Here is a 16,898-nt window from a genome sequence, read left to right as displayed (position 1 = left end):
TGATCCACGGATGGCTGGATGACCGACCGGCGAACGGCGCGCCGGTCGGTCTCACTCACCTTGAGCGTAGCCCGTGGCGTCAGCGCTGCCCGCCTGCCAGAGCCCCTGACACACCACTCAGCGCGCCACCAAGACCACTGACCGGTGTGCCGCCGCCATTGACCAAGGTGCCCGCCTGACCGAGCGTGGCCCCGACTGCGGTCACTGTCGCACCGACCTGGCTGACGACGGGGCTGCCTGTGGCACCGGCCAGTTGCGTACCGGCAGAGCCCACCGCGCCGCCGACCTGGTTCAGCAACCCCGCCACGGGTGCGCCGACGCCGGTACTGGCGCCGACTTGCTGAGTCACGCTGGATACACCGGCGACCACCGGGTTGAGGCCGCTGCCCACCTGTTGGGTCAGCGCCGCGACCGGCGCCCCGGCAGCACTGTTGGCCACGCCGTTGCCACCGAGCACCGTGCCCAGGCTGGCGACGGTATTGCCCGCCTGCACCGAAGTGCCGCCGATACCGCTCACGGTCGGGCTGGCGGTGCTTGCCGTCAGCCCACTGCCGGCACCGGCCACCACGCCGCCGACGGTTTCCAGCAGGCCGCTGCGTGGGCCGCCGGTAACAGGGGCCAGCCCGCTCGCCGTGCTGACCGCGGTGCCGGTATTGGCCACCGCCTGCCCGAGCGTGCTGCTCAACGGGTTGCCGTTACCCGCCAGTTGCTGGCCGGCCTGGTTCAGGGCACCACCAGTCTGGTTCAGCGCCTGGTTCAGCGGGCCGGCGAGCCCGGTCTGCCGCGTGGCATTGGCCGCCGTGTTTTCCACCAGCGAGACCACCGGCACCAAGGCATCGCTCACGCCTTGGGTCGCCCCGGCGAGCGGGCCGCTGGTGCCGACCGGCGACAGGGTGTCACCGAGCATGGTCACAGCCTGGCCGACCCGGTCGACGCCTTGGCCGGCCCCGGCAACCAGTTGGTTGACCACCGGCACCTGCTCGACCGGCCCGCTGCTGGCCAGCCCGGCCACGCCCTGGCCGAGGCCGGAGACACCGCCGCCTAGGTCGGCGGTGGCCGCACCGACCACGCCCACCGTGGTGCCCACGGCATTGTTGCCGGTACCCAGTTGCCCCAGGCCCTCGCTCAAGCCGCCTCCGACGCTGTTCACAGCGTTGCCGGCGGAGGACACCAGCGTGCCCACACCACCGCTCAAAGAAGTATTGCCGGCAATGGGCAGCGCACCGATCACCTGGCCGAGATTGCTCACGCCGTCACCGACCCCGGACACGGTATTGCCCAACTGGTCGACCACCTGGCCGGTGACCAGCGCAGTGGGTGTGGTGCCACCGCCCGTGCCGCCGTCACCGCCACCAGGCGTGCTGCCGCCGCCAGTGCCGCCACCGCCGCCGCCACCGGTACCGGCGCTGCCATCACCCGGGGACGTGGTGCCACCGCTACCGCCACCACCACTGCCACTGCCACTGCCGCCCGTACCATCGCCCCCGCCACCACCGGCTCCGGCCCCTGCGCCGCCATCGGACGACGAACCATCGACCTCGCTGTGATGCCCGCCGCCGCCGCTGCTGCAACCGGCAAGGCCCAGACTCACGGCCATCGTCAGCGCCGTTGCCGCCTTGATCCACGCTTGAGTGTTCATGGAAGGACTCCCGCTGCTGCTGATTGTTTTGCTCACAACAGCAGTGAAAGCGCACGGCGCCGAATCGGGTAGCTCACAACTTGGTGTTAGTACCTGTGGCAGGGGCAATGAGGGCGGGAAAACAACCAGAATTTCAGTGGTTTGACGACGCGCGCAGCGATACGACACGAAAGGACTAGTCGTAACTCATTAGTACAAGCGGCAAGCCCGGCCAGTGTTGCCGGGCTTGCCGACCGGGGGCATCAGAAGTCGAAGAACACCGTCTCCCCCTCGCCCTGGATACGGATGTCGAAGCGGTACGCCGTCTTGCCGTCCACTTCACAGCGCCGGGCGATCAAGGTCTCGCGCCGCTGCGGCTGCTCGATCAGGTTCAGCACCGGACAGCTGGCGTTCGCCTCGGCTTCGTCATCAAAGTACAGCCGGGTATGCAGGTGGATATTGATGCCCCGGGCAAACAGGCTGATGTTGATGTGCGGGGCCATCGGCACGCCTGCGGCGTTGTTCACCACCCCCGGCTTGACCGTGTGCAGGGTCCATTCGCCGGCATCGAAGGTGGTGGCGGTGCGCCCGAAGCTGTTGAAGGCGTTCTCGAGGTGGTACTCGTCCTGGTAGCGCCCCTCGGCGTCGGCCTGCCACACCTCCAGGAACGAGTCGCGCACCAGGTGGCCATTGCCGTCGTACACCTGGCCGATCAGCAGGATATGCTCGCCCGGGGCATCGGGCCGGGCCAGGCAGTTCCAGATTTCCTGGTCACGGGTCGGGTTGCCGGCCGCCTCCAGGGCAAGGCCGATGTGCACATAGGGGCCGGCAGTCTGCGAAGGGGTTTCCGGCAGCAGTTCGATAGGCATGACGGGCCTCCTCAGCGGTTTTCGAAGTGGGTCTGGCGCTGGCCGCGCAGGACGATGTCAAAGCGGTAGGCCAGGCAATCCATAGGGTTGGCATGGCTCATGTCGAGCCTGGCGATCAGCCGTTCGACGGCGTCCGGGTTGGCGATCGACTTGACGATCGGGCACAGCGGGATCAGCGGGTCGCCCTCGAAGTACAACTGGGTGATCAGCTTGGTGGCGATCGACGGGCCGCTGATGGAGAAATGGATATGCGCCGGGCGCCAGTCGTTGGGGCCGTTGCGCCAGGGGTACGGGCCGGGCTTGATGGTGCGGAAACTGTAGTAGCCGTCGCGGTCGGTCAGGCAGCGGCCGACACCGCCGAAGTTCGGGTCCAGCGGTGCCAGGTAGCGGTCGTTCTTGTGCCGGTAACGGCCACCGGCATTGGCCTGCCACATTTCCACCAGGGTGTTGGGCACCGGCTTGCCGTACTGGTCGACCACCCGCCCGGCAACGATGATGCGCTCGCCGATGGGCAGGCCACCCTGGTTGAAGTTGAGCAGCAGGTCATGGTCGTGCTCGCCGAAGCGCAGGTGGGAAAAGTCCGGGCCGGTGCTTTCGCTGATCGACTGCGGGATGCTGACCAGCGCCTGGCGCGGGGAGCGCGCCACCGAGGTCTTGTAGTCGGGGGTTAAGGCCTTGGGGTGCCAGTTGCGATCACGGATCACGAAGCGGCTGGTGTCCTGGGCGGGCATGCCGGTTTCCTCTCTTGGAATTATCGAACGCCTGGGCGTGGCAGGCGGACTTGCAGTTTCCGGCAGGTGCGAAGGGATGAATATTGAATTCAGCGGTCCATGGCATAACCATTTGGTTATGCATCAGCGACGGGGGATACACCTCGGTCAGCGCTGAACTAATCTTGGACTTCATGTTTCAGCAACCGGAGAGCTCTACATGGAATGGCGAAAAGGCCGACGCAGCGACAACGTGGTCGATGCCCGCGGCGCAGGGGGTGGCGGCGGCATGCGTTTCGGCGGCGGCAAGGGCCTTGGGCTCGGCGCCATCCTGCTGATCGTGGGCATTGGCTGGCTCACCGGGCAAGACCCGCTGCAGATCCTCGGCCAGCTGGCCGGGCAGATGGAACAGCAACAGACCGCCCCGGCCAACGTCGACGGCAAGGCACCGCCGGCCAACGACGAGCAGGCCGAGTTCGTCGCCTCGGTCCTCGGCGACACCGAGGACACCTGGAAGGCGCTGTTCGCCCAGGCCGGCAAACAGTACCGCGACCCCAAGCTGGTGCTGTTCAGCGGCCAGGTCAACTCCGCCTGCGGCTTCGCCTCCTCGGCGGTCGGGCCGTTCTATTGCCCCGGCGACCAGCGCGTGTACCTGGACATGACCTTCTTCCGCGAAATGGAAACCCGCTTCAAAGCCGCCGGCGACTTCGCCCAGGCCTATGTCATCGCCCACGAGATCGGCCACCACGTGCAAACCCTGCTCGGCGTCTCGGCCAAGGTCGACGCCGCACGGCGCAATGGCCAGCGCATGGAAGGCGACAATGGCCTGCTGGTGCGCCAGGAGCTGCAGGCCGACTGCCTGGCCGGGGTCTGGGCCTACCAGGCGCAGAAACGCCTGAACTGGCTGGAGCCGGGAGACGTCGAGGAGGCATTGAATGCCGCCAACGCCATCGGTGACGATCGGCTGCAACAGCAGGGCCAGGGCCGCGTGGTGCCCGACTCGTTCACCCATGGCACCTCGCAGCAGCGCGTGCGCTGGTTCAAGGCCGGGTTTTCCAGCGGCGACCTGAACCAGTGCGACACGTTCAGCGCGCGTAGCCTCTGAAATCGCCATCGGCGGCGAGCCGGCTCCTGCCGTGGAGCCGGCTCACCCGCGAATGACAACGTCAAAAACATAAACGTATTCAACAAGTTACAAATTTGCTGAAAAAGCGTTTCAGCTTCTCCCCTCTTTGCCGATAAGTCCTACACAAATCTGTGGGCTATCTGACAACAACAACGCCCAGCTTTTGAGATCAAGTGAGCGAAATCATTCTCTGGGAGAGCGTGCATGAACAGTTGGTTCGCCAATATCAGCGTCAACCTCAAACTCGGCCTGGGCTTCGGCCTGGTCCTGGTCCTGACCGGCCTGCTGGCCCTGACCGGCTGGAACAGCCTGGGCAGCCTTATCGACCGCAGCAACTGGATGAGCGACATCACCCAGCTCAACAGTGACCTGACCAACCTGCGCGTGGCCCGTCTGCAGTGGATGCTGACCAACGGCGACGACGCCTCGGCGGCCAACGTCCAGGCCAAGCTCGACGCCTTCGGCAGCCAGCAGCAGCACCTGGTCAACACCTTCAAGAGCCCCGAAAACCTCAAGCTGCTGCGCGAGCAGGGCCAGAGCATCAGCGAATACCGGGTTTCGCTGGAAAAGATGCGCCAGGGCTACAAGACCACCCTCGCCGCCCGTGAGTCGATGAACCAGGCCGCGGCCCGCGCCAATGACGCCATCGAGGCAATCGGCAGCACCGTGCTGTCCAGCAGCGAAAGCGACGCCAGCCGCCTGGCCCAGTACCTGCTGATCAGCAAGGCCAAGCAGCAGCTGGTGCAAGTGCGCCTGGACGTGCGCAGCTACATCGCCGACCTGACCAGCGAAGCCGAGCAGGCCGCCCTGCGCCAGCTGGAAAACGCCCTCAACGAAATCGACAGCCTCAAGCGCCAGCTGCCGGCCGAAGCCTCACGCATCCAGCAATTCGAAAGCGCCGTGCTCGCCTACCGCGACGCCGTGCGTCAGTTCCGCGACGCCACTGCCGCCATTGGCGTGGCCCGTGCTGAAATGACCGTGCAGGGCGCCGACATCGTCAAGCGCAGCGACGAGCTGTACAAGATCCAGATCGAGCGCCGTGACGCCGAAAGCGTCCAGGCCCGCAGCCTGCAGACTTCCGCCACCCTGCTGGCGCTGCTGGTCGGCGTGCTCGCCGCGTTCATCATCACCCGCCAGATCACCCGCCCGCTGCGCGAGACCATGGACGTGGTCAACCGCATCGCCAGCGGCGACCTCACCCAGCAACTGCGCGTCACCCGCCGCGACGAACTGGGTGCCCTGCAGCAAGGCATCGCACGCATGGGCACCACCCTGCGTGACCTGATCACCGGCATCCGCGACGGCGTGACCCAGATCGCCAGCGCCGCCGAGGAGCTGTCGGCGGTGACCGAGCAGACCAGCGCCGGCGCCAACAGCCAGAAGGTCGAGACCGACCAGGTGGCCACCGCCATGCACGAAATGGCCGCCACCGTGCAGGAAGTCGCGCGCAACGCCGAACAAGCCTCCCATGCCGCGACCAACGCCGACGACGAAGCCCGTGTTGGCGACAAGGTAGTGGGTGAAGCGATCAGCCAGATCGAGCGCCTGGCCCACGAAGTGCACCGTTCCACCGAGGCCATGACCCTGCTGCAGCAGGAAAGCCAGAAGATCGGCAGCGTCATGGACGTGATCAAGTCGGTCGCCGAGCAGACCAACCTGCTGGCGCTCAACGCCGCCATCGAGGCGGCCCGTGCCGGCGAGGCCGGGCGTGGTTTCGCCGTGGTCGCCGACGAAGTGCGTGGCCTGGCCCAGCGCACCCAGCAGTCCACCGAGGAAATCGAAGGCCTGATCGCCAGCCTGCAGCACGGCACCCAGCAGGTCGCCGAGGTGATGAACGGCAGCCGCAACCTGACCGACAGCAGTGTCGAGCTGGCACGCAAGGCCGGTGGTTCGCTGGAGAGCATCACCCGTACGGTGTCGAACATCCAGTCGATGAACCAGCAGATCGCCGCCGCCGCCGAGCAGCAGAGCGCCGTGGCCGAAGAGATCAGCCGCAGCATCCTCAACGTGCGCGACGTGTCGGAACAGACCGCCGCGGCCAGCGACGAGACCGCCGCCTCCAGCGTCGAGCTGGCGCGCCTGGGTGGCCACCTGCAGACCCTGGTCAGCCAGTTCCGCGTCTGACATAGGTAACAACGGGGCCGCTGCGCGGCCCATCGCCGCGGTTCGTCGCCACGACAAGCCGGCTCCCACACCGACCGCGCTGCCTTCAAGTCAAGCGCTATCCCTGTGGAAGCCGGCTTGCCGGCGATGGGCTGCACAGCAGCCCCGACTGCTGTTACTTGACGATCATCCCCACCCCACGCCCACGCGGATCAGACGCCGTCTCCAGCTTCTCGCCGGTCACCCGGATCGCCTGGATGTCGCCCATCTCCCAGCCCTGGTCCTCCAGCACGTAGCCCATCTTCTTCAGGTCATCAGCCACCTGCCCCTTGAGCGGCGCATAGCTGTCGAAGTAGATGGTGTCCTTGGGCAGCAACTGGTGATGCACGCGCTGCGCCGCCACGGCCTTCTCCAGCGGCATGCCGAAGTCGTACAGGTTGTTCATCACCTGGAAGATCGAGGTGAAGATCCGCGAACCGCCCGGGGTGCCCAGCACCAGCACCACCTTGCCGTCACGCGCCACCAGGCTCGGGCTCATCGACGAGAGCATGCGCTTGCCCGGCGCGATGGCATTGGCGTCGCCGCCGACCACGCCAAAGGCGTTGGCCGCGCCCGGCTTGGCGCTGAAGTCGTCCATCTCGTCGTTGAGCAGGAAGCCTGCGCCCTTGACCACCACGCCGCTGCCGTAGTCGAGGTTGAGGGTGTAGGTGTTGCTCACCGCGTTGCCTTGTTTGTCGACGATGGAGAAGTGCGTGGTCTGGTGCGGCTCCAGCCCCGGCTTGACCTGGTCGGTTGCGGAAATCGCGTTCGGGTTGACCTGGGCGGCACGCTTGGCCAGGTAACCCTTGGCCACCAGCTGGTCGACCGGGACCTTGGTGAAGGCCGGATCGCCGAGATAGTCGGCGCGGTCGGCGAACACGCGCTTCTCGATCTCGGCCAGCAGGTGGATGTACTTGGCCGAGTTGTGCTCGACGCCCTTGAAGTCCGCCGCGCGGTCTTCCTTGATGCCCAGCAGCTGGGCCAGGGCGACGCCGCCGGAGCTTGGCGGCGGCGCGGTGTAGACCACGTTGCCGCGCCAGCTGATGGCGATCGGGTCACGCCACACGGCCTTGTAGTCCTTGAGGTCGTCCTTGCTGATCAAGCCCTTGTCGGCCTGCATCTGCGCCACCAGCAAGTCGGCGGTCTTGCCCTGGTAGAACTCGCTGACGCCCTTGTCGGCAATGCGCTCGAGGGTCTGCGCCAGCTCTGGCTGCTTGAACAGCTCGCCGACCTTCATGCTGCCGAAGTAGTCGTTGAAATTGGTCGCGGTCTTGAACAGGCCCTGGGCGTCGTCACGGTACTGGTATTGCTTCTGGGCAATCTTGAAACCGTTCTTCGCATAGCCGATGGCCGGGGTCAGCAGCTCGCTCCACTCGAGCTTGCCGAACTTCTGGTGCGCCTCCCACAACCCCATCACCGTGCCCGGCACACCGGCGGCGCGCACGCCGACCAGGCTGAGGTTCTCGATCACCTCGCCCTTGTCGTCCAGGTACATGGTCTTGGTCGCGGCCTTGGGCGCCACTTCGCGGTAGTCGAGGAAGTAAGGCTTGCCGTCGACGAACAGGGTCATGAAGCCACCGCCGCCGATGTTGCCGGCCTCGGGGTAGGTCACGGCCAGGGTGAAGGCGGTGGCGACGGCGGCGTCCACCGCGTTGCCGCCCTTCTTGAGGATGTCGGTGGCCACCTGTGCGCCATATTGATCAGGCGCGGCCACCGCGCCGCCTTCCAGCGTCACGGCGAAGGCAGAGGAGCAGCTCAGGATCGCGGCCCCGAGGGCCAGGGGCTGGAACATGACAATACGCATGCGCACTTCCTTGGTGTTGTTTTTGTTGATCAGTCATTAAGGCCGAAGCCCTGTAACTAAGCAAACACCCCGGTCGTTTCGCGCCGCCGTCGGGCAGACCCTGTCGCGTTCAGGCAACTCAGCAGGCGTAGACGGCCAGCTTTTTCTGGATGAAATCGAGGAAGCACTGGATGCGCAGGGCCAGCTGGGTGTTGCGGTAGTAGACCGCATGGATCGGCTGGCGATAGCCATTGTTGTGCTCGGCCAGGATCACGTTCAGGCGGCCGGCGCGGATGTCCTCGTGGGTCATGAAGTGCGACAGGCTGACGATGCCCTCGCCGGCAATGGCCAGCTGGCGCAGGGTTTCGCCGCTCGAGGCGACCAGCTGCGGGCGGATTGCCCAGCGGTCGCCCTGGGCATGGCGCAGTGGCCACTGGTTGAGCGACTCGAGGGAGCTGAAGCCGAGCAGGCAATGGGCCTCGAGATCTTCGACCCGCTGCGGCGTGCCGTGCCGGGCCAGGTAGTCGGGGCTGGCAAGCACCTGCACCGGGCTGCAGCCGAGCGAACGGGCGTGCAGACTGGAGTCGGCCAGTTCGCCGATGCGGATGGCCACGTCGGTGCTTTGCTCCAGCAGGTCGATGATCAGGTCGTCGGTGTTCAACTCCAGCTCGATGCCGGGGTACTGCTGGCGGAACTCGCCGATCCACGGCAGGATCGCGTGCAGCATGAACGGCGCGGCGGCGTTGATGCGCAGGCGCCCGGTCGGGGTCTGGCGGTTCAGCGACAGGCGCTCTTCCATGTCGTCCATCTGCTCGAGAATCGCCCGGGCGCGCTCCAGGAAGAAACGCCCTTCCTCGGTCAGGTCCATGCGCCGCGTGGTGCGGTTGACCAGCGTGGTGCCGAGTTTGCCCTCCAGGCGCGACAGGGTGCGGCTGACTGCGGAGGGCGTCTGGCCGATCTGCTCCGCAGCGGCGGAGATCGAGCCGCTGTCGATGACGGCGACGAATACCTGGAGTTCTTCGGATCGGGTTTTCACGCGGATGGCCTTGGCAGGTGGATGCCGTGATTCATAGCGGTTGGGCAGCAACCGCGCAAGGGGCCGCTACGCGCCCCTTTCGCCGGCAAGCCGGCTCCCACACCGTGCGCTTCAGCCTTGAGCCATGCGCCATCTTGTGGGAGCCGGCTTGCCGGCGAGAGGCCCGTGCAGGAACAACAAGACAGTTGGAGCCGCGCTGTCATTGAGCCTTGCCAAACACCTGGTCCAGATGCTGCTCATAAGCCGCCAGCGCCGCCGGCACATCCGGCCGCTTCATCACATCGACGGCCAGGTAGGTCGGCAGGCCCGTCATGCCGAGGAACTGGTTGGCCTTGTGGAACGGGAAGTACACCGCGTCCACGCCCTTGCCCTCGAAGAAATCGCTGGGGTCATCGAACGCCTGCTGCGGCGCGTTCCAGGTGAGCGACAGCATGTATTGCTTGCCCTGCACCAGGCCACCGCTGCCGTACTTCTGCGAGGCGTCGGAGCGGGTACGGCCATCATTGGCGTACAGGCTGCCGTGGCCGGCGGTGAACACATCGTCGATATACTTCTTCACGGTCCATGGCGCGCCCATCCACCAACCCGGCATCTGGTAGATCACCACGTCCGCCCAGAGGAATTTCTCCACCTCGGCCTGGACGTCGTAACCGCCGTCGATGAAGGTTTCCCGCACATCGAAACCGGCGCGGTCCAGATGGGCCAGTGCGGCATCGTGCAGGGTCTGGTTGAGACGGCCATCGGAGTGGGCGAAGCGTTTGCCGCCATTGAGCAGGAGAATCTTTTTCATGGGAGGGTCAGCCCTGTAAGTGAAGTTGCCGGCAGGTTAGGCAACCGGGCACCCGGGAAACAGCCAGGGCTGGGCAAAATTCTTTTGCCTGCAAATCACGAATGGTAAACATATTGTTGATTTAGAATTTGCTCACTCCCCTTACAGAGCGCTTCCCCATGACCGAGCAATACGCCTTCATCCTCAAAGCCAAGACCCGCCCGGAGCAGGCCGAGGCCTTCGAACAGCTGTTCCGTCCTTACGTGGAGCCGAGCCGCCAGGAGCCGGGTTGCATCGAGTACCACATGCTGCGCGACAAGGCAGACCCGACCCTGTTCGTGTTTTTCGAGGTCTGGGCAAACAAGGACGCGCTGGACGTGCATTCGGCACTGCCGCATATGCGTGCATTCTTCGATAAACGCATGGATTACCTGGAGCGCGATTTCGACATCCAGATGATCGACATGCTCAGCGCTTCGTCCGCTAGCCGTTGACCAGCAGGTGCCCGCCCAGCAGCGCAAGGCCGATGAGGAAGCAGCGCTTGAACAGCGCTGCGCTGATCCGTCCGCGCAGCCACTGGCCGGCGAACATGCCCAGCAACGCCGGCGCCAACACCAGCAGTGAAGCCCCCAGCGCCTGGCCACCCAGGGCATCCTGCCCGGCCAGGCCGACCGCCAGGGCCAGGGTCGAGACGGTGAACGACAGGCCCAGCGCCTGGACCAGCTCGTCACGGCTCAGGCCCAGGCCCTGCAGGTAGGGCACCGCGGGCATGACGAACACGCCGGTGGCGGCCGTCACCACACCGGTGAGTAACCCGCAGAGCGGCCCCAGCCAGGGCTCCCTGGCCGGGGCCACGCGCAGCCCTGGGCCGACCAGCCCATAGAGGGCATAGACCAGCAACGCGGCGCCCAGGCCATGGGCCGCCCACGGACCGCTGTCGATCCCCAGCCAGGCGCTGCCCAGCAAGGTGCCGATAAAGATCATCGCCAGCATCCCGCCCAGGCGGCGCAGCAGCGCGAACAGATGGCCGCCGGCCGCCAGCTGCCAGAGGTTGGTCAAGGTCGATGGCACGATCAGCAGCGCCGCTGCCTGTGCCGGGGGCATAGCCAGGCCAAGCAAGCCCATGGCGACGGTCGGCAACCCGAGGCCGATGACGCCCTTGACCGCGCCGGCCAGGAAGAAGGTCAGGATCACCAGCAATGACAGCGCCGGACCGATGTTCTGATAAAACGCCAGGAAGGTACTCATGACCGCCATCCTGCCGTGCGGCCAGCACGCTGAAAATCTGCCATATACTCAGGCAGACTCTTGCCAGGACAGAGGCAGATGCATTTCGACCTGATCGACCTCAAGCTGTTCCAGCACACCCTCGAAAGCGGCAACATCACCGCTGGCGCCCGGCGCAGCCACCTCTCGCTGCCGGCCGCCAGTGCGCGCATTCGCGCCATGGAAGCCTCGCTGGGCATACCCTTGCTCGAACGCAACCGCCGCGGCGTGCTGCCCACGCCCGCCGGCCAAGCCCTGCTGCAGCATGCGCGGCTGATCGCGCAGCAGGTCGAGCGCCTGCAATTCGACCTCGGGCACTATGCCCAGGGCCTGCACGGCCAGGTGCGCCTGCTGTGCAACACGGCGGCGCTGACCGAGTACCTGCCGGAGCTGCTGGCCGGCTACCTGGCCGAGCACCCGGGGGTAAGCGTGGATATCCAGGAACTGCCCAGCCTGCATATCGTCCAGGCGATCAGCCAGGGCATGGCGGACCTGGGCATCGTCTCGAATGCCGCGCCCTGCGCAACCCTGCAGACACGACCGTTTCGCGACGATCCGCTAGTGCTGGTGATGCCGCGCGAGCACCCGCTGGCCGCCAGCGACCGGGCAGACTTCAACGCCAGCCTTGGCCATGGGTATGTGGGGCTGGGTGCCGACAGCGCCCTGGCGCTGCATCTCGAAGAGCAGGCCCTGCGCCTGGGAAGACGGATGCAGGTGCGCGTTCGCGCCGAAGGATTCGATGGGGTGATCAGGATGGTCGGAGGTGGCGCGGGGGTGGCCGTGGTCCCGCTGACCTCGGTGCGACGCTGGGAGCACAGCTTGCCGCTGCGCTGGGTCGCCTTGCAGGAGGCCTGGGCGAAGCGCAGCTTGCTGCTGTGCTCGCGGGACTTCAGCGCGTTGCCTGGCTACGCCGCCTTGCTTGTCGAACACTTGGGCAACAAAGCCTGAAGGCTGCCGCCACAGGTGATCAACCGTGGCGGCAGCCGTGTGCCAGAGGGCCGCGCGGCGGCACTATGCCAAAGGGCCGCGCGGCGGCACCATGCCAAAGGGCCGCGCGGCGGCCCAGTACGATCAGGACGACAGGTACGAGGAGCGGGTCAGCCCCAGGCGCAGCGCGTCGAGGTACTGGGTACGCTCGCGGGCGGTGATCCTGGCGCTGGCGACCTTGTCGCGGTAGTGGGTCATCAACTCCTCCGGCGACAGGTGCACGTAGCGCAGCATGTCCTCGATGGTGTCATGGGTCTCGATACCGGCGTGGTACACGCTGCCATCGGCGTTCTGGTAGATGTTCACCGAGTCGGTGTCACCGAACAGGTTGTGCATGTCGCCGAGGATCTCCTGGTAGGCGCCGACCAGGAACACGCCGAGCAGGTAGTCCTCGCCTTCCTTGACCGCGTGCACCGGCATGCTGGTCTCGATGCTCTGCTCGTCGACGTACTGGTTGATCTTGCCGTCGGAGTCGCAGGTCAGGTCCTGCAGCACGGCGCGGCGCAGCGGCTCTTCGTCCAGGCGGTGCAGCGGGATGATCGGCAGTACCTGGCCGATGGCCCAGGTGTCCGGCAGGCTCTGGAACACCGAGAAGTTGCAGATGTACTTGTCGGCCAGCTTGTCGTTGAGTTCGTCCAGCACCTGGCGGTGCGAGCGCTGGCGGGCCTTGAGCGAGTTGTGCAGGCGACGGCACACGGCGAAGTAGCACTGCTCGGCCAGGGCCTTCTCGGCCAGGGTCAGCTTGCCGTCGGCGTACTGCGCGGCCACGTCGCCCATGTAGTGGGTGGCGCGCCAGTAGGTCTCGGTGACCATCTCGATATCGGTCGGGCCGAGCAGGTCGGCCAGCCACTGCACGGTCTCGGGCAGGCTTTCCTTGTTTTCGATGGTCGGCACTTCGTCGTTGTGGCTCTCGACGTCGGTCACCTGGATCACCAGCATGGCGTGGTGCGCGGTGAGCGAGCGGCCGCTCTCGGAGAAGATGTGCGGGTGCGGCAGGCCCTGCGCGTCGCAGAACTCCTTGAGCATCCCGACCACCACGCCGGCGTAGTCGTCCATGTCGTAGTTGATCGAGCTGGCGTTGCGCGAGTGGGTGCCGTCGTAGTCGACGCCCAGGCCGCCACCGACATCGATGTGATCGACCGGCAGGCCCAGGGCGCGCAATTCGCCGTAGTAGCGGATAGCTTCCTTGAAGCCGTGCTGGTAGTCGGCCAGGTTGGCGATCTGCGAGCCCATGTGGAAGTGCAGCAGGCGGATGCCCTGGTCGAGCCCGGCGTCACGGAAACGCTGCACCACCGAGATCAGCTGGGCGGCGGACAGGCCGAACTTGGATTTCTCGCCGCCGGTGTCGGCCCACTTGCTCGACGCCAGCGACGACAGGCGCACGCGCAGGCCGACCTGTGGCTTGACCTTGAGCTCCGCGGCCTCCTCGATCACCAGGGCGACCTCGGACTCCTTCTCGATCACGATGAACACGTTGTGGCCGAGCTTCTGGCCCATCAGCGCCAGACGGATGAACTCGCGGTCCTTGTAGCCGTTGCAGACGATGGTGCCGCCCTTCGGCGCCAGCGCCAGCACCGCCAGCAGCTCGGGCTTGGAGCCGGCTTCCAGGCCGATGGAGACGTTCTGGGTGGCGATGATGTTCTCGACCACCGCTTCTTGCTGGTTGACCTTGATCGGGTACAGCGCGGTGTACTGGCTCTGGTACTCCAGACGCGCGATGTTGGCATCGAAGGCGCCGGTCAGCTGGCGCACGCGGTCCTGCAGGATGTCGGGGAAACGCACCAGCAGCGGCAGCGACAGGCCGCTCTGGCGCAGTTCCTGGACCTGTTCGAAGAGGTCGATCGGCGCGCTGTCCGGGCCGTTGGGGCGCACTTCGACGCGCCCGGCGTCATTGATGGCGAAATAACCTGCGCCCCAATGGCGGATGCCATAAACACTGCGGCTGTCGGCCACGGTCCACTGGCTACCATCGTCTTTGCGTGTGCGTCGTACGGACATTCAAGTCCCCTGTATGAAAAGTCGAAACACTGCCCCACCTCGGGGCGCTGGCAGTGTAAATACTGAAAATGACGATTCTTCCGTGTCAGGCATAGACCCTGCCCACGGGAACGAGTTTAGAAAGCGCTGGGCAAAAAATCGCGCGGCTGCACTCAGCCGCCGGATTTCTTCGCCTTGAAACCCTGCTTGATCAGCTCGGCGAGCAACAGCTCGACGTGATCGCCCTGGATTTCAATGACCCCATCCTTGAGCGCGCCACCGGTGCCGCAGCGACGCTTGAGCGTGCTGGCGAGCTCCTTGAGCGGTTCCAGGGCCAGGGGGACGCCCGTGATGGTGGTCACCGTCTTGCCGCCACGGCCTTTGCTTTCACGGCGCACGCGGGCAATGCCATCCCCCTCGGGGATGACCTGCTGCTTGCAGATACAGTCGTCCACCGGTTTGCTGCAGTCGGGACAGTGCCGACCGGCATCGGTGGAAAAGACGAGACCGCCCAGGGCGGAAAAGGAAGAAGCTTTCTTGGCCACTTTTGTTCCTCTGTGCCGAGGACAAAAAACTGGTCGGCGGGAGCCGACCGCGATGCCCCACTCTGGCAGGGGCGGCGCTACTGCCGCAAGGTTGTGCGGCAGCCCGAAAAGGGCGCGCAGTGTAACGATAAATCTGCCTGTTGCTAAGTACAGGATTGCGCCATTTTACGAAAGTTTTGCGACTTCATTGCGGGTTGGCTCCGAAACCTGTGGGAGCAAGTGACTGCTATTGCCTGTGGCGGCCTCATCGCTGGCAAGCCAGCTCCCACAGGGCCGGCGCTTGGCTCCAGGCCACCGCGGTCAAGGTGGGAGCCGGCTTGCCGGCGATGAGGCCTTATGCCGTCACGCTGAAGCGGCTTGGTAACGCTGCAGCGCCACCAGCGAGTCCGGGCAATACGGCAGTGTTGCACTTTCCGCCAGGGCCTGCTCTACACTGGTGAACCGCGCCTCGCTGACCTCCTCGGGCTGCAGGCGCAACGCCCCGTCCCATACCGCGGAAAACACCGCGCCCCACAGGCGGTTGCCCGGCTGCTCGAAGTAGAACGTCTCGTGGAAGCGCAGCTCGACGCCGCTCACCCCCAGTTCCTCCGCCAGCTCCCGGGCCGCCGATTCGGCATAGGACTCCTGCACCCCGACCATTCCCCCCGCCGCCACATCCCAGTAACCGGGATACAGCGCTTTGCTCAGGGTCCGCCGGTGCACGCACAGGTCGCCCGCGCTGTTGAACAGCAGGATGAAGGTACAGCGCCCGATCAGGCCACGCTCACGCAATTCGGCCCGTGGCAGGGCGCCGAGCAATTGGTCATGCTCATCGACCCAGGCCACCAGCTCGGCGTCGGAGGCCGCGCGGTGCGCGACCTCGGCAGGATTGACCGGCATCTCAGCCCTGGGACAGCAGTTGGCGCAGGTCGATGACCGCGGCGTTGGCCCGGGAGATGTAGTTGGCCATCACCAGCGAGTGGTTGGCCCACATGCCGAAACCGCTGCCGTTAAGCACCATCGGGCTCCACAGCGCTTCCTGCGAGGCTTCCAGCTCGCGGATGATCTGCCGCACGCTGACCGTGGCGTTCTTCTTCGCCAGCACGTCGGCGAAATCGACCTCGATGGCGCGCAGCAGGTGCGACAGCGCCCAGGCCTGGCCACGGGCTTCGTAGAACACGTTGTCGATCTGCAGCCATGGAGTCTCGACCACTTCCTCGTCGACCTGCGGCGCCTGCCCCGGGGCCACGGACTCGGTCTTCAGGGTGTTGTTGAGCTTGACCCGGCCGACACTGGCCGACAGGCGCTGCGACAGCGAGCCCAGGCGGGTGGCGACGTCGCCCAGCCAGTTGTTCAGGTTGTCGGCGCGGGTGTAGAAGATCGCGCCCTGGTCGCCCTTGGCCAGGCGCACCTGGTAGCGGTTCAGCGACTTGATGCCCTCTTCGAACTCCGACTCGCTCGACGGCAGGATCCAGCTCTTGTTGTCGAAGTTGAAGCGCGGTTCGGCCTTGGCCAGGTCGGCGTCCTCGGTCGATTGCGACTGCGAACGGGCGAAGTCCTTGCGCAGGGCGCGGGACAGGTCACGCACCTGGACCAGCACGCCGTATTCCCAGCTCGGCATGTTGTCCATCCACAGCCCTGGCGGGAAGCGGTCGTTGGAGATGTAACCACCCGGCTTGTCGAGCAGGGTGCCGGCGACGGTCTTGAGGGTTTCGATGGTGGTATAGCCAACCACCATCTGCTGGCCGTTGCGCTCGGCGGCGGCCTGGGCATTCTGCTGCACCGGGAACAGCTCGGGCTCCTGGCTCCAGTACCAGCCCAGGCCGATGCACACCAGCAGGTAGAGGCCGATCAGGGTGCCCAGGGCACGGCTCCAGAGGCCGCCAACGTAGCTACGGGTAGCGGCGCCGCGGGTTTCGACCCGCTCGCGGGGCTCGGCCTTGGCCTCGCGGTTTTTCCAATCCAGCATGGCATTGTCCTTAATCAGTCACGAACGGTTCAGGGTTTGGACCACAGGCCTCGGCCAGGGTGCCACGACAAACCCAGGTGACAGCACTATAAAGCAGACGCCGCCATTCGTATAAGCGACCA

The 16,898-nt window shown here is 65.8% G+C and carries 15 protein-coding genes and 1 pseudogene; 5 read left to right on the top strand and 11 right to left on the bottom strand.

All coding sequences use genetic code 11. From position 1 onward, the window contains the following. Positions 1 to 79 precede the first annotated feature (79 nt). From LOY42_RS03830 to pcaH, 3 genes are all read right to left on the bottom strand, one after another. Positions 80 to 1,639: a collagen-like triple helix repeat-containing protein gene (locus LOY42_RS03830; RefSeq protein WP_258599819.1), complete on the bottom strand. Its 1,560-nt coding sequence runs from the start codon at positions 1,637 to 1,639 to the stop codon at positions 80 to 82. A gap of 242 nt (positions 1,640 to 1,881) precedes the next feature. Beyond that, positions 1,882 to 2,487: a protocatechuate 3,4-dioxygenase subunit alpha gene (gene pcaG / locus LOY42_RS03825; protein ID WP_102684466.1), complete on the bottom strand. Its 606-nt coding sequence runs from the start codon at positions 2,485 to 2,487 to the stop codon at positions 1,882 to 1,884. Between the two features lie 11 nt (positions 2,488 to 2,498). After that, the gene (gene pcaH, locus LOY42_RS03820; protein ID WP_139668422.1) at positions 2,499 to 3,218 is read right to left on the bottom strand and encodes a protocatechuate 3,4-dioxygenase subunit beta; all 720 of its coding nucleotides are present in this window, start codon (positions 3,216 to 3,218) and stop codon (positions 2,499 to 2,501) included. A 199-nt stretch (positions 3,219 to 3,417) separates the two neighbouring features. On the opposite strand from pcaH, the gene LOY42_RS03815 reads away from it, so the two are divergent. The 3 genes and pseudogenes from LOY42_RS03815 (at position 3,418) to LOY42_RS26535 (ending at position 6,447) form a co-directional block, all read left to right on the top strand. After that, positions 3,418 to 4,302 (top strand): neutral zinc metallopeptidase, encoded by an 885-nt coding sequence (locus LOY42_RS03815; protein WP_111533347.1) that lies wholly within the window; start codon positions 3,418 to 3,420, stop codon positions 4,300 to 4,302. Positions 4,303 to 4,662: 360 nt separating this feature from the next. After that, positions 4,663 to 5,544, top strand: a pseudogene (locus LOY42_RS26540) (methyl-accepting chemotaxis protein); the annotation flags it as partial. Between the two features lie 39 nt (positions 5,545 to 5,583). Continuing rightward, positions 5,584 to 6,447, top strand: a complete 864-nt coding sequence (locus LOY42_RS26535) for a methyl-accepting chemotaxis protein (protein ID WP_371041621.1) — start codon at positions 5,584 to 5,586, stop codon at positions 6,445 to 6,447. Positions 6,448 to 6,601: 154 nt separating this feature from the next. Here the strand turns inward: LOY42_RS26535 and ggt are convergent, their stop codons facing one another. The 3 genes from ggt to LOY42_RS03795 all read right to left on the bottom strand — a co-directional run bounded on the left by ggt (position 6,602) and on the right by LOY42_RS03795 (position 10,074). After that, complete coding sequence (gene ggt, locus LOY42_RS03805) at positions 6,602 to 8,269, bottom strand: gamma-glutamyltransferase (RefSeq protein ID WP_258599818.1); 1,668 nt, start codon at positions 8,267 to 8,269, stop codon at positions 6,602 to 6,604. Between the two features lie 118 nt (positions 8,270 to 8,387). Further along, the gene (locus LOY42_RS03800; RefSeq protein WP_046854125.1) at positions 8,388 to 9,284 is read right to left on the bottom strand and encodes a LysR family transcriptional regulator; all 897 of its coding nucleotides are present in this window, start codon (positions 9,282 to 9,284) and stop codon (positions 8,388 to 8,390) included. A gap of 199 nt (positions 9,285 to 9,483) precedes the next feature. Beyond that, entirely contained in the window at positions 9,484 to 10,074 is a 591-nt protein-coding gene (locus LOY42_RS03795) for an NAD(P)H-dependent oxidoreductase (RefSeq protein WP_046854124.1), read from the bottom strand. A 158-nt stretch (positions 10,075 to 10,232) separates the two neighbouring features. On the opposite strand from LOY42_RS03795, the gene LOY42_RS03790 reads away from it, so the two are divergent. Further along, positions 10,233 to 10,547: a putative quinol monooxygenase gene (locus LOY42_RS03790; RefSeq protein WP_102684470.1), complete on the top strand. Its 315-nt coding sequence runs from the start codon at positions 10,233 to 10,235 to the stop codon at positions 10,545 to 10,547. Here the strand turns inward: LOY42_RS03790 and LOY42_RS03785 are convergent. Then, entirely contained in the window at positions 10,537 to 11,301 is a 765-nt protein-coding gene (locus LOY42_RS03785; RefSeq protein WP_258599817.1) for a sulfite exporter TauE/SafE family protein, read from the bottom strand. The two genes, LOY42_RS03790 and LOY42_RS03785, sit on opposite strands and share 11 nt — an antisense overlap. A 78-nt stretch (positions 11,302 to 11,379) precedes the next feature. Here LOY42_RS03785 and LOY42_RS03780 point away from each other — a divergent pair, with 78 nt between their 5' ends. After that, complete coding sequence (locus LOY42_RS03780) at positions 11,380 to 12,267, top strand: LysR substrate-binding domain-containing protein (protein WP_102684472.1); 888 nt, start codon at positions 11,380 to 11,382, stop codon at positions 12,265 to 12,267. 123 nt (positions 12,268 to 12,390) lie between these two features. Here the strand turns inward: LOY42_RS03780 and speA are convergent, their stop codons facing one another. The 4 genes from speA to LOY42_RS03760 all read right to left on the bottom strand — a co-directional run bounded on the left by speA (position 12,391) and on the right by LOY42_RS03760 (position 16,776). After that, on the bottom strand, positions 12,391 to 14,304 hold the full coding sequence (gene speA, locus LOY42_RS03775) for an arginine decarboxylase (RefSeq protein WP_023631655.1): 1,914 nt from the start codon (positions 14,302 to 14,304) through the stop codon (positions 12,391 to 12,393). A gap of 152 nt (positions 14,305 to 14,456) precedes the next feature. Beyond that, entirely contained in the window at positions 14,457 to 14,828 is a 372-nt protein-coding gene (locus tag LOY42_RS03770) for a translation initiation factor Sui1 (protein WP_023631654.1), read from the bottom strand. 342 nt (positions 14,829 to 15,170) lie between these two features. Next, positions 15,171 to 15,707, bottom strand: a complete 537-nt coding sequence (locus LOY42_RS03765) for an NUDIX hydrolase (RefSeq protein WP_258599815.1) — start codon at positions 15,705 to 15,707, stop codon at positions 15,171 to 15,173. 1 nt (position 15,708) lies between these two features. Beyond that, complete coding sequence (locus tag LOY42_RS03760; protein WP_102684474.1) at positions 15,709 to 16,776, bottom strand: DUF2333 family protein; 1,068 nt, start codon at positions 16,774 to 16,776, stop codon at positions 15,709 to 15,711. Positions 16,777 to 16,898 lie beyond the last annotated feature (122 nt).

The sequence above is a fragment of the Pseudomonas sp. B21-023 genome (assembly GCF_024749165.1).
Taxonomy (GTDB): domain Bacteria; phylum Pseudomonadota; class Gammaproteobacteria; order Pseudomonadales; family Pseudomonadaceae; genus Aquipseudomonas.
Note: the sequence above shows the minus strand (reverse complement) of the source record. Positions and strands in the feature narration are given on the sequence as shown.

What these genes read in the sequence shown, in the direction of transcription:
- pcaH (WP_139668422.1), bottom strand. Translation starts at nt 3,218, where the DNA reads ATGCCCGCCCAGGACACCAGCCGCTTCGTGATCCGTGATCGCAACTGG.
- LOY42_RS03760 (WP_102684474.1), bottom strand. Translation starts at nt 16,776, where the DNA reads ATGCTGGATTGGAAAAACCGCGAGGCCAAGGCCGAGCCCCGCGAGCGG.
- LOY42_RS03815 (WP_111533347.1), top strand. Translation starts at nt 3,418, where the DNA reads ATGGAATGGCGAAAAGGCCGACGCAGCGACAACGTGGTCGATGCCCGC.
- LOY42_RS03830 (WP_258599819.1), bottom strand. Translation starts at nt 1,639, where the DNA reads ATGAACACTCAAGCGTGGATCAAGGCGGCAACGGCGCTGACGATGGCC.
- LOY42_RS03785 (WP_258599817.1), bottom strand. Translation starts at nt 11,301, where the DNA reads ATGAGTACCTTCCTGGCGTTTTATCAGAACATCGGTCCGGCGCTGTCA.
- LOY42_RS03765 (WP_258599815.1), bottom strand. Translation starts at nt 15,707, where the DNA reads ATGCCGGTCAATCCTGCCGAGGTCGCGCACCGCGCGGCCTCCGACGCC.
- ggt (WP_258599818.1), bottom strand. Translation starts at nt 8,269, where the DNA reads ATGCGTATTGTCATGTTCCAGCCCCTGGCCCTCGGGGCCGCGATCCTG.
- LOY42_RS03795 (WP_046854124.1), bottom strand. Translation starts at nt 10,074, where the DNA reads ATGAAAAAGATTCTCCTGCTCAATGGCGGCAAACGCTTCGCCCACTCC.
- pcaG (WP_102684466.1), bottom strand. Translation starts at nt 2,487, where the DNA reads ATGCCTATCGAACTGCTGCCGGAAACCCCTTCGCAGACTGCCGGCCCC.
- LOY42_RS26535 (WP_371041621.1), top strand. Translation starts at nt 5,584, where the DNA reads ATGGGCACCACCCTGCGTGACCTGATCACCGGCATCCGCGACGGCGTG.
- LOY42_RS03780 (WP_102684472.1), top strand. Translation starts at nt 11,380, where the DNA reads ATGCATTTCGACCTGATCGACCTCAAGCTGTTCCAGCACACCCTCGAA.
- speA (WP_023631655.1), bottom strand. Translation starts at nt 14,304, where the DNA reads ATGTCCGTACGACGCACACGCAAAGACGATGGTAGCCAGTGGACCGTG.
- LOY42_RS03790 (WP_102684470.1), top strand. Translation starts at nt 10,233, where the DNA reads ATGACCGAGCAATACGCCTTCATCCTCAAAGCCAAGACCCGCCCGGAG.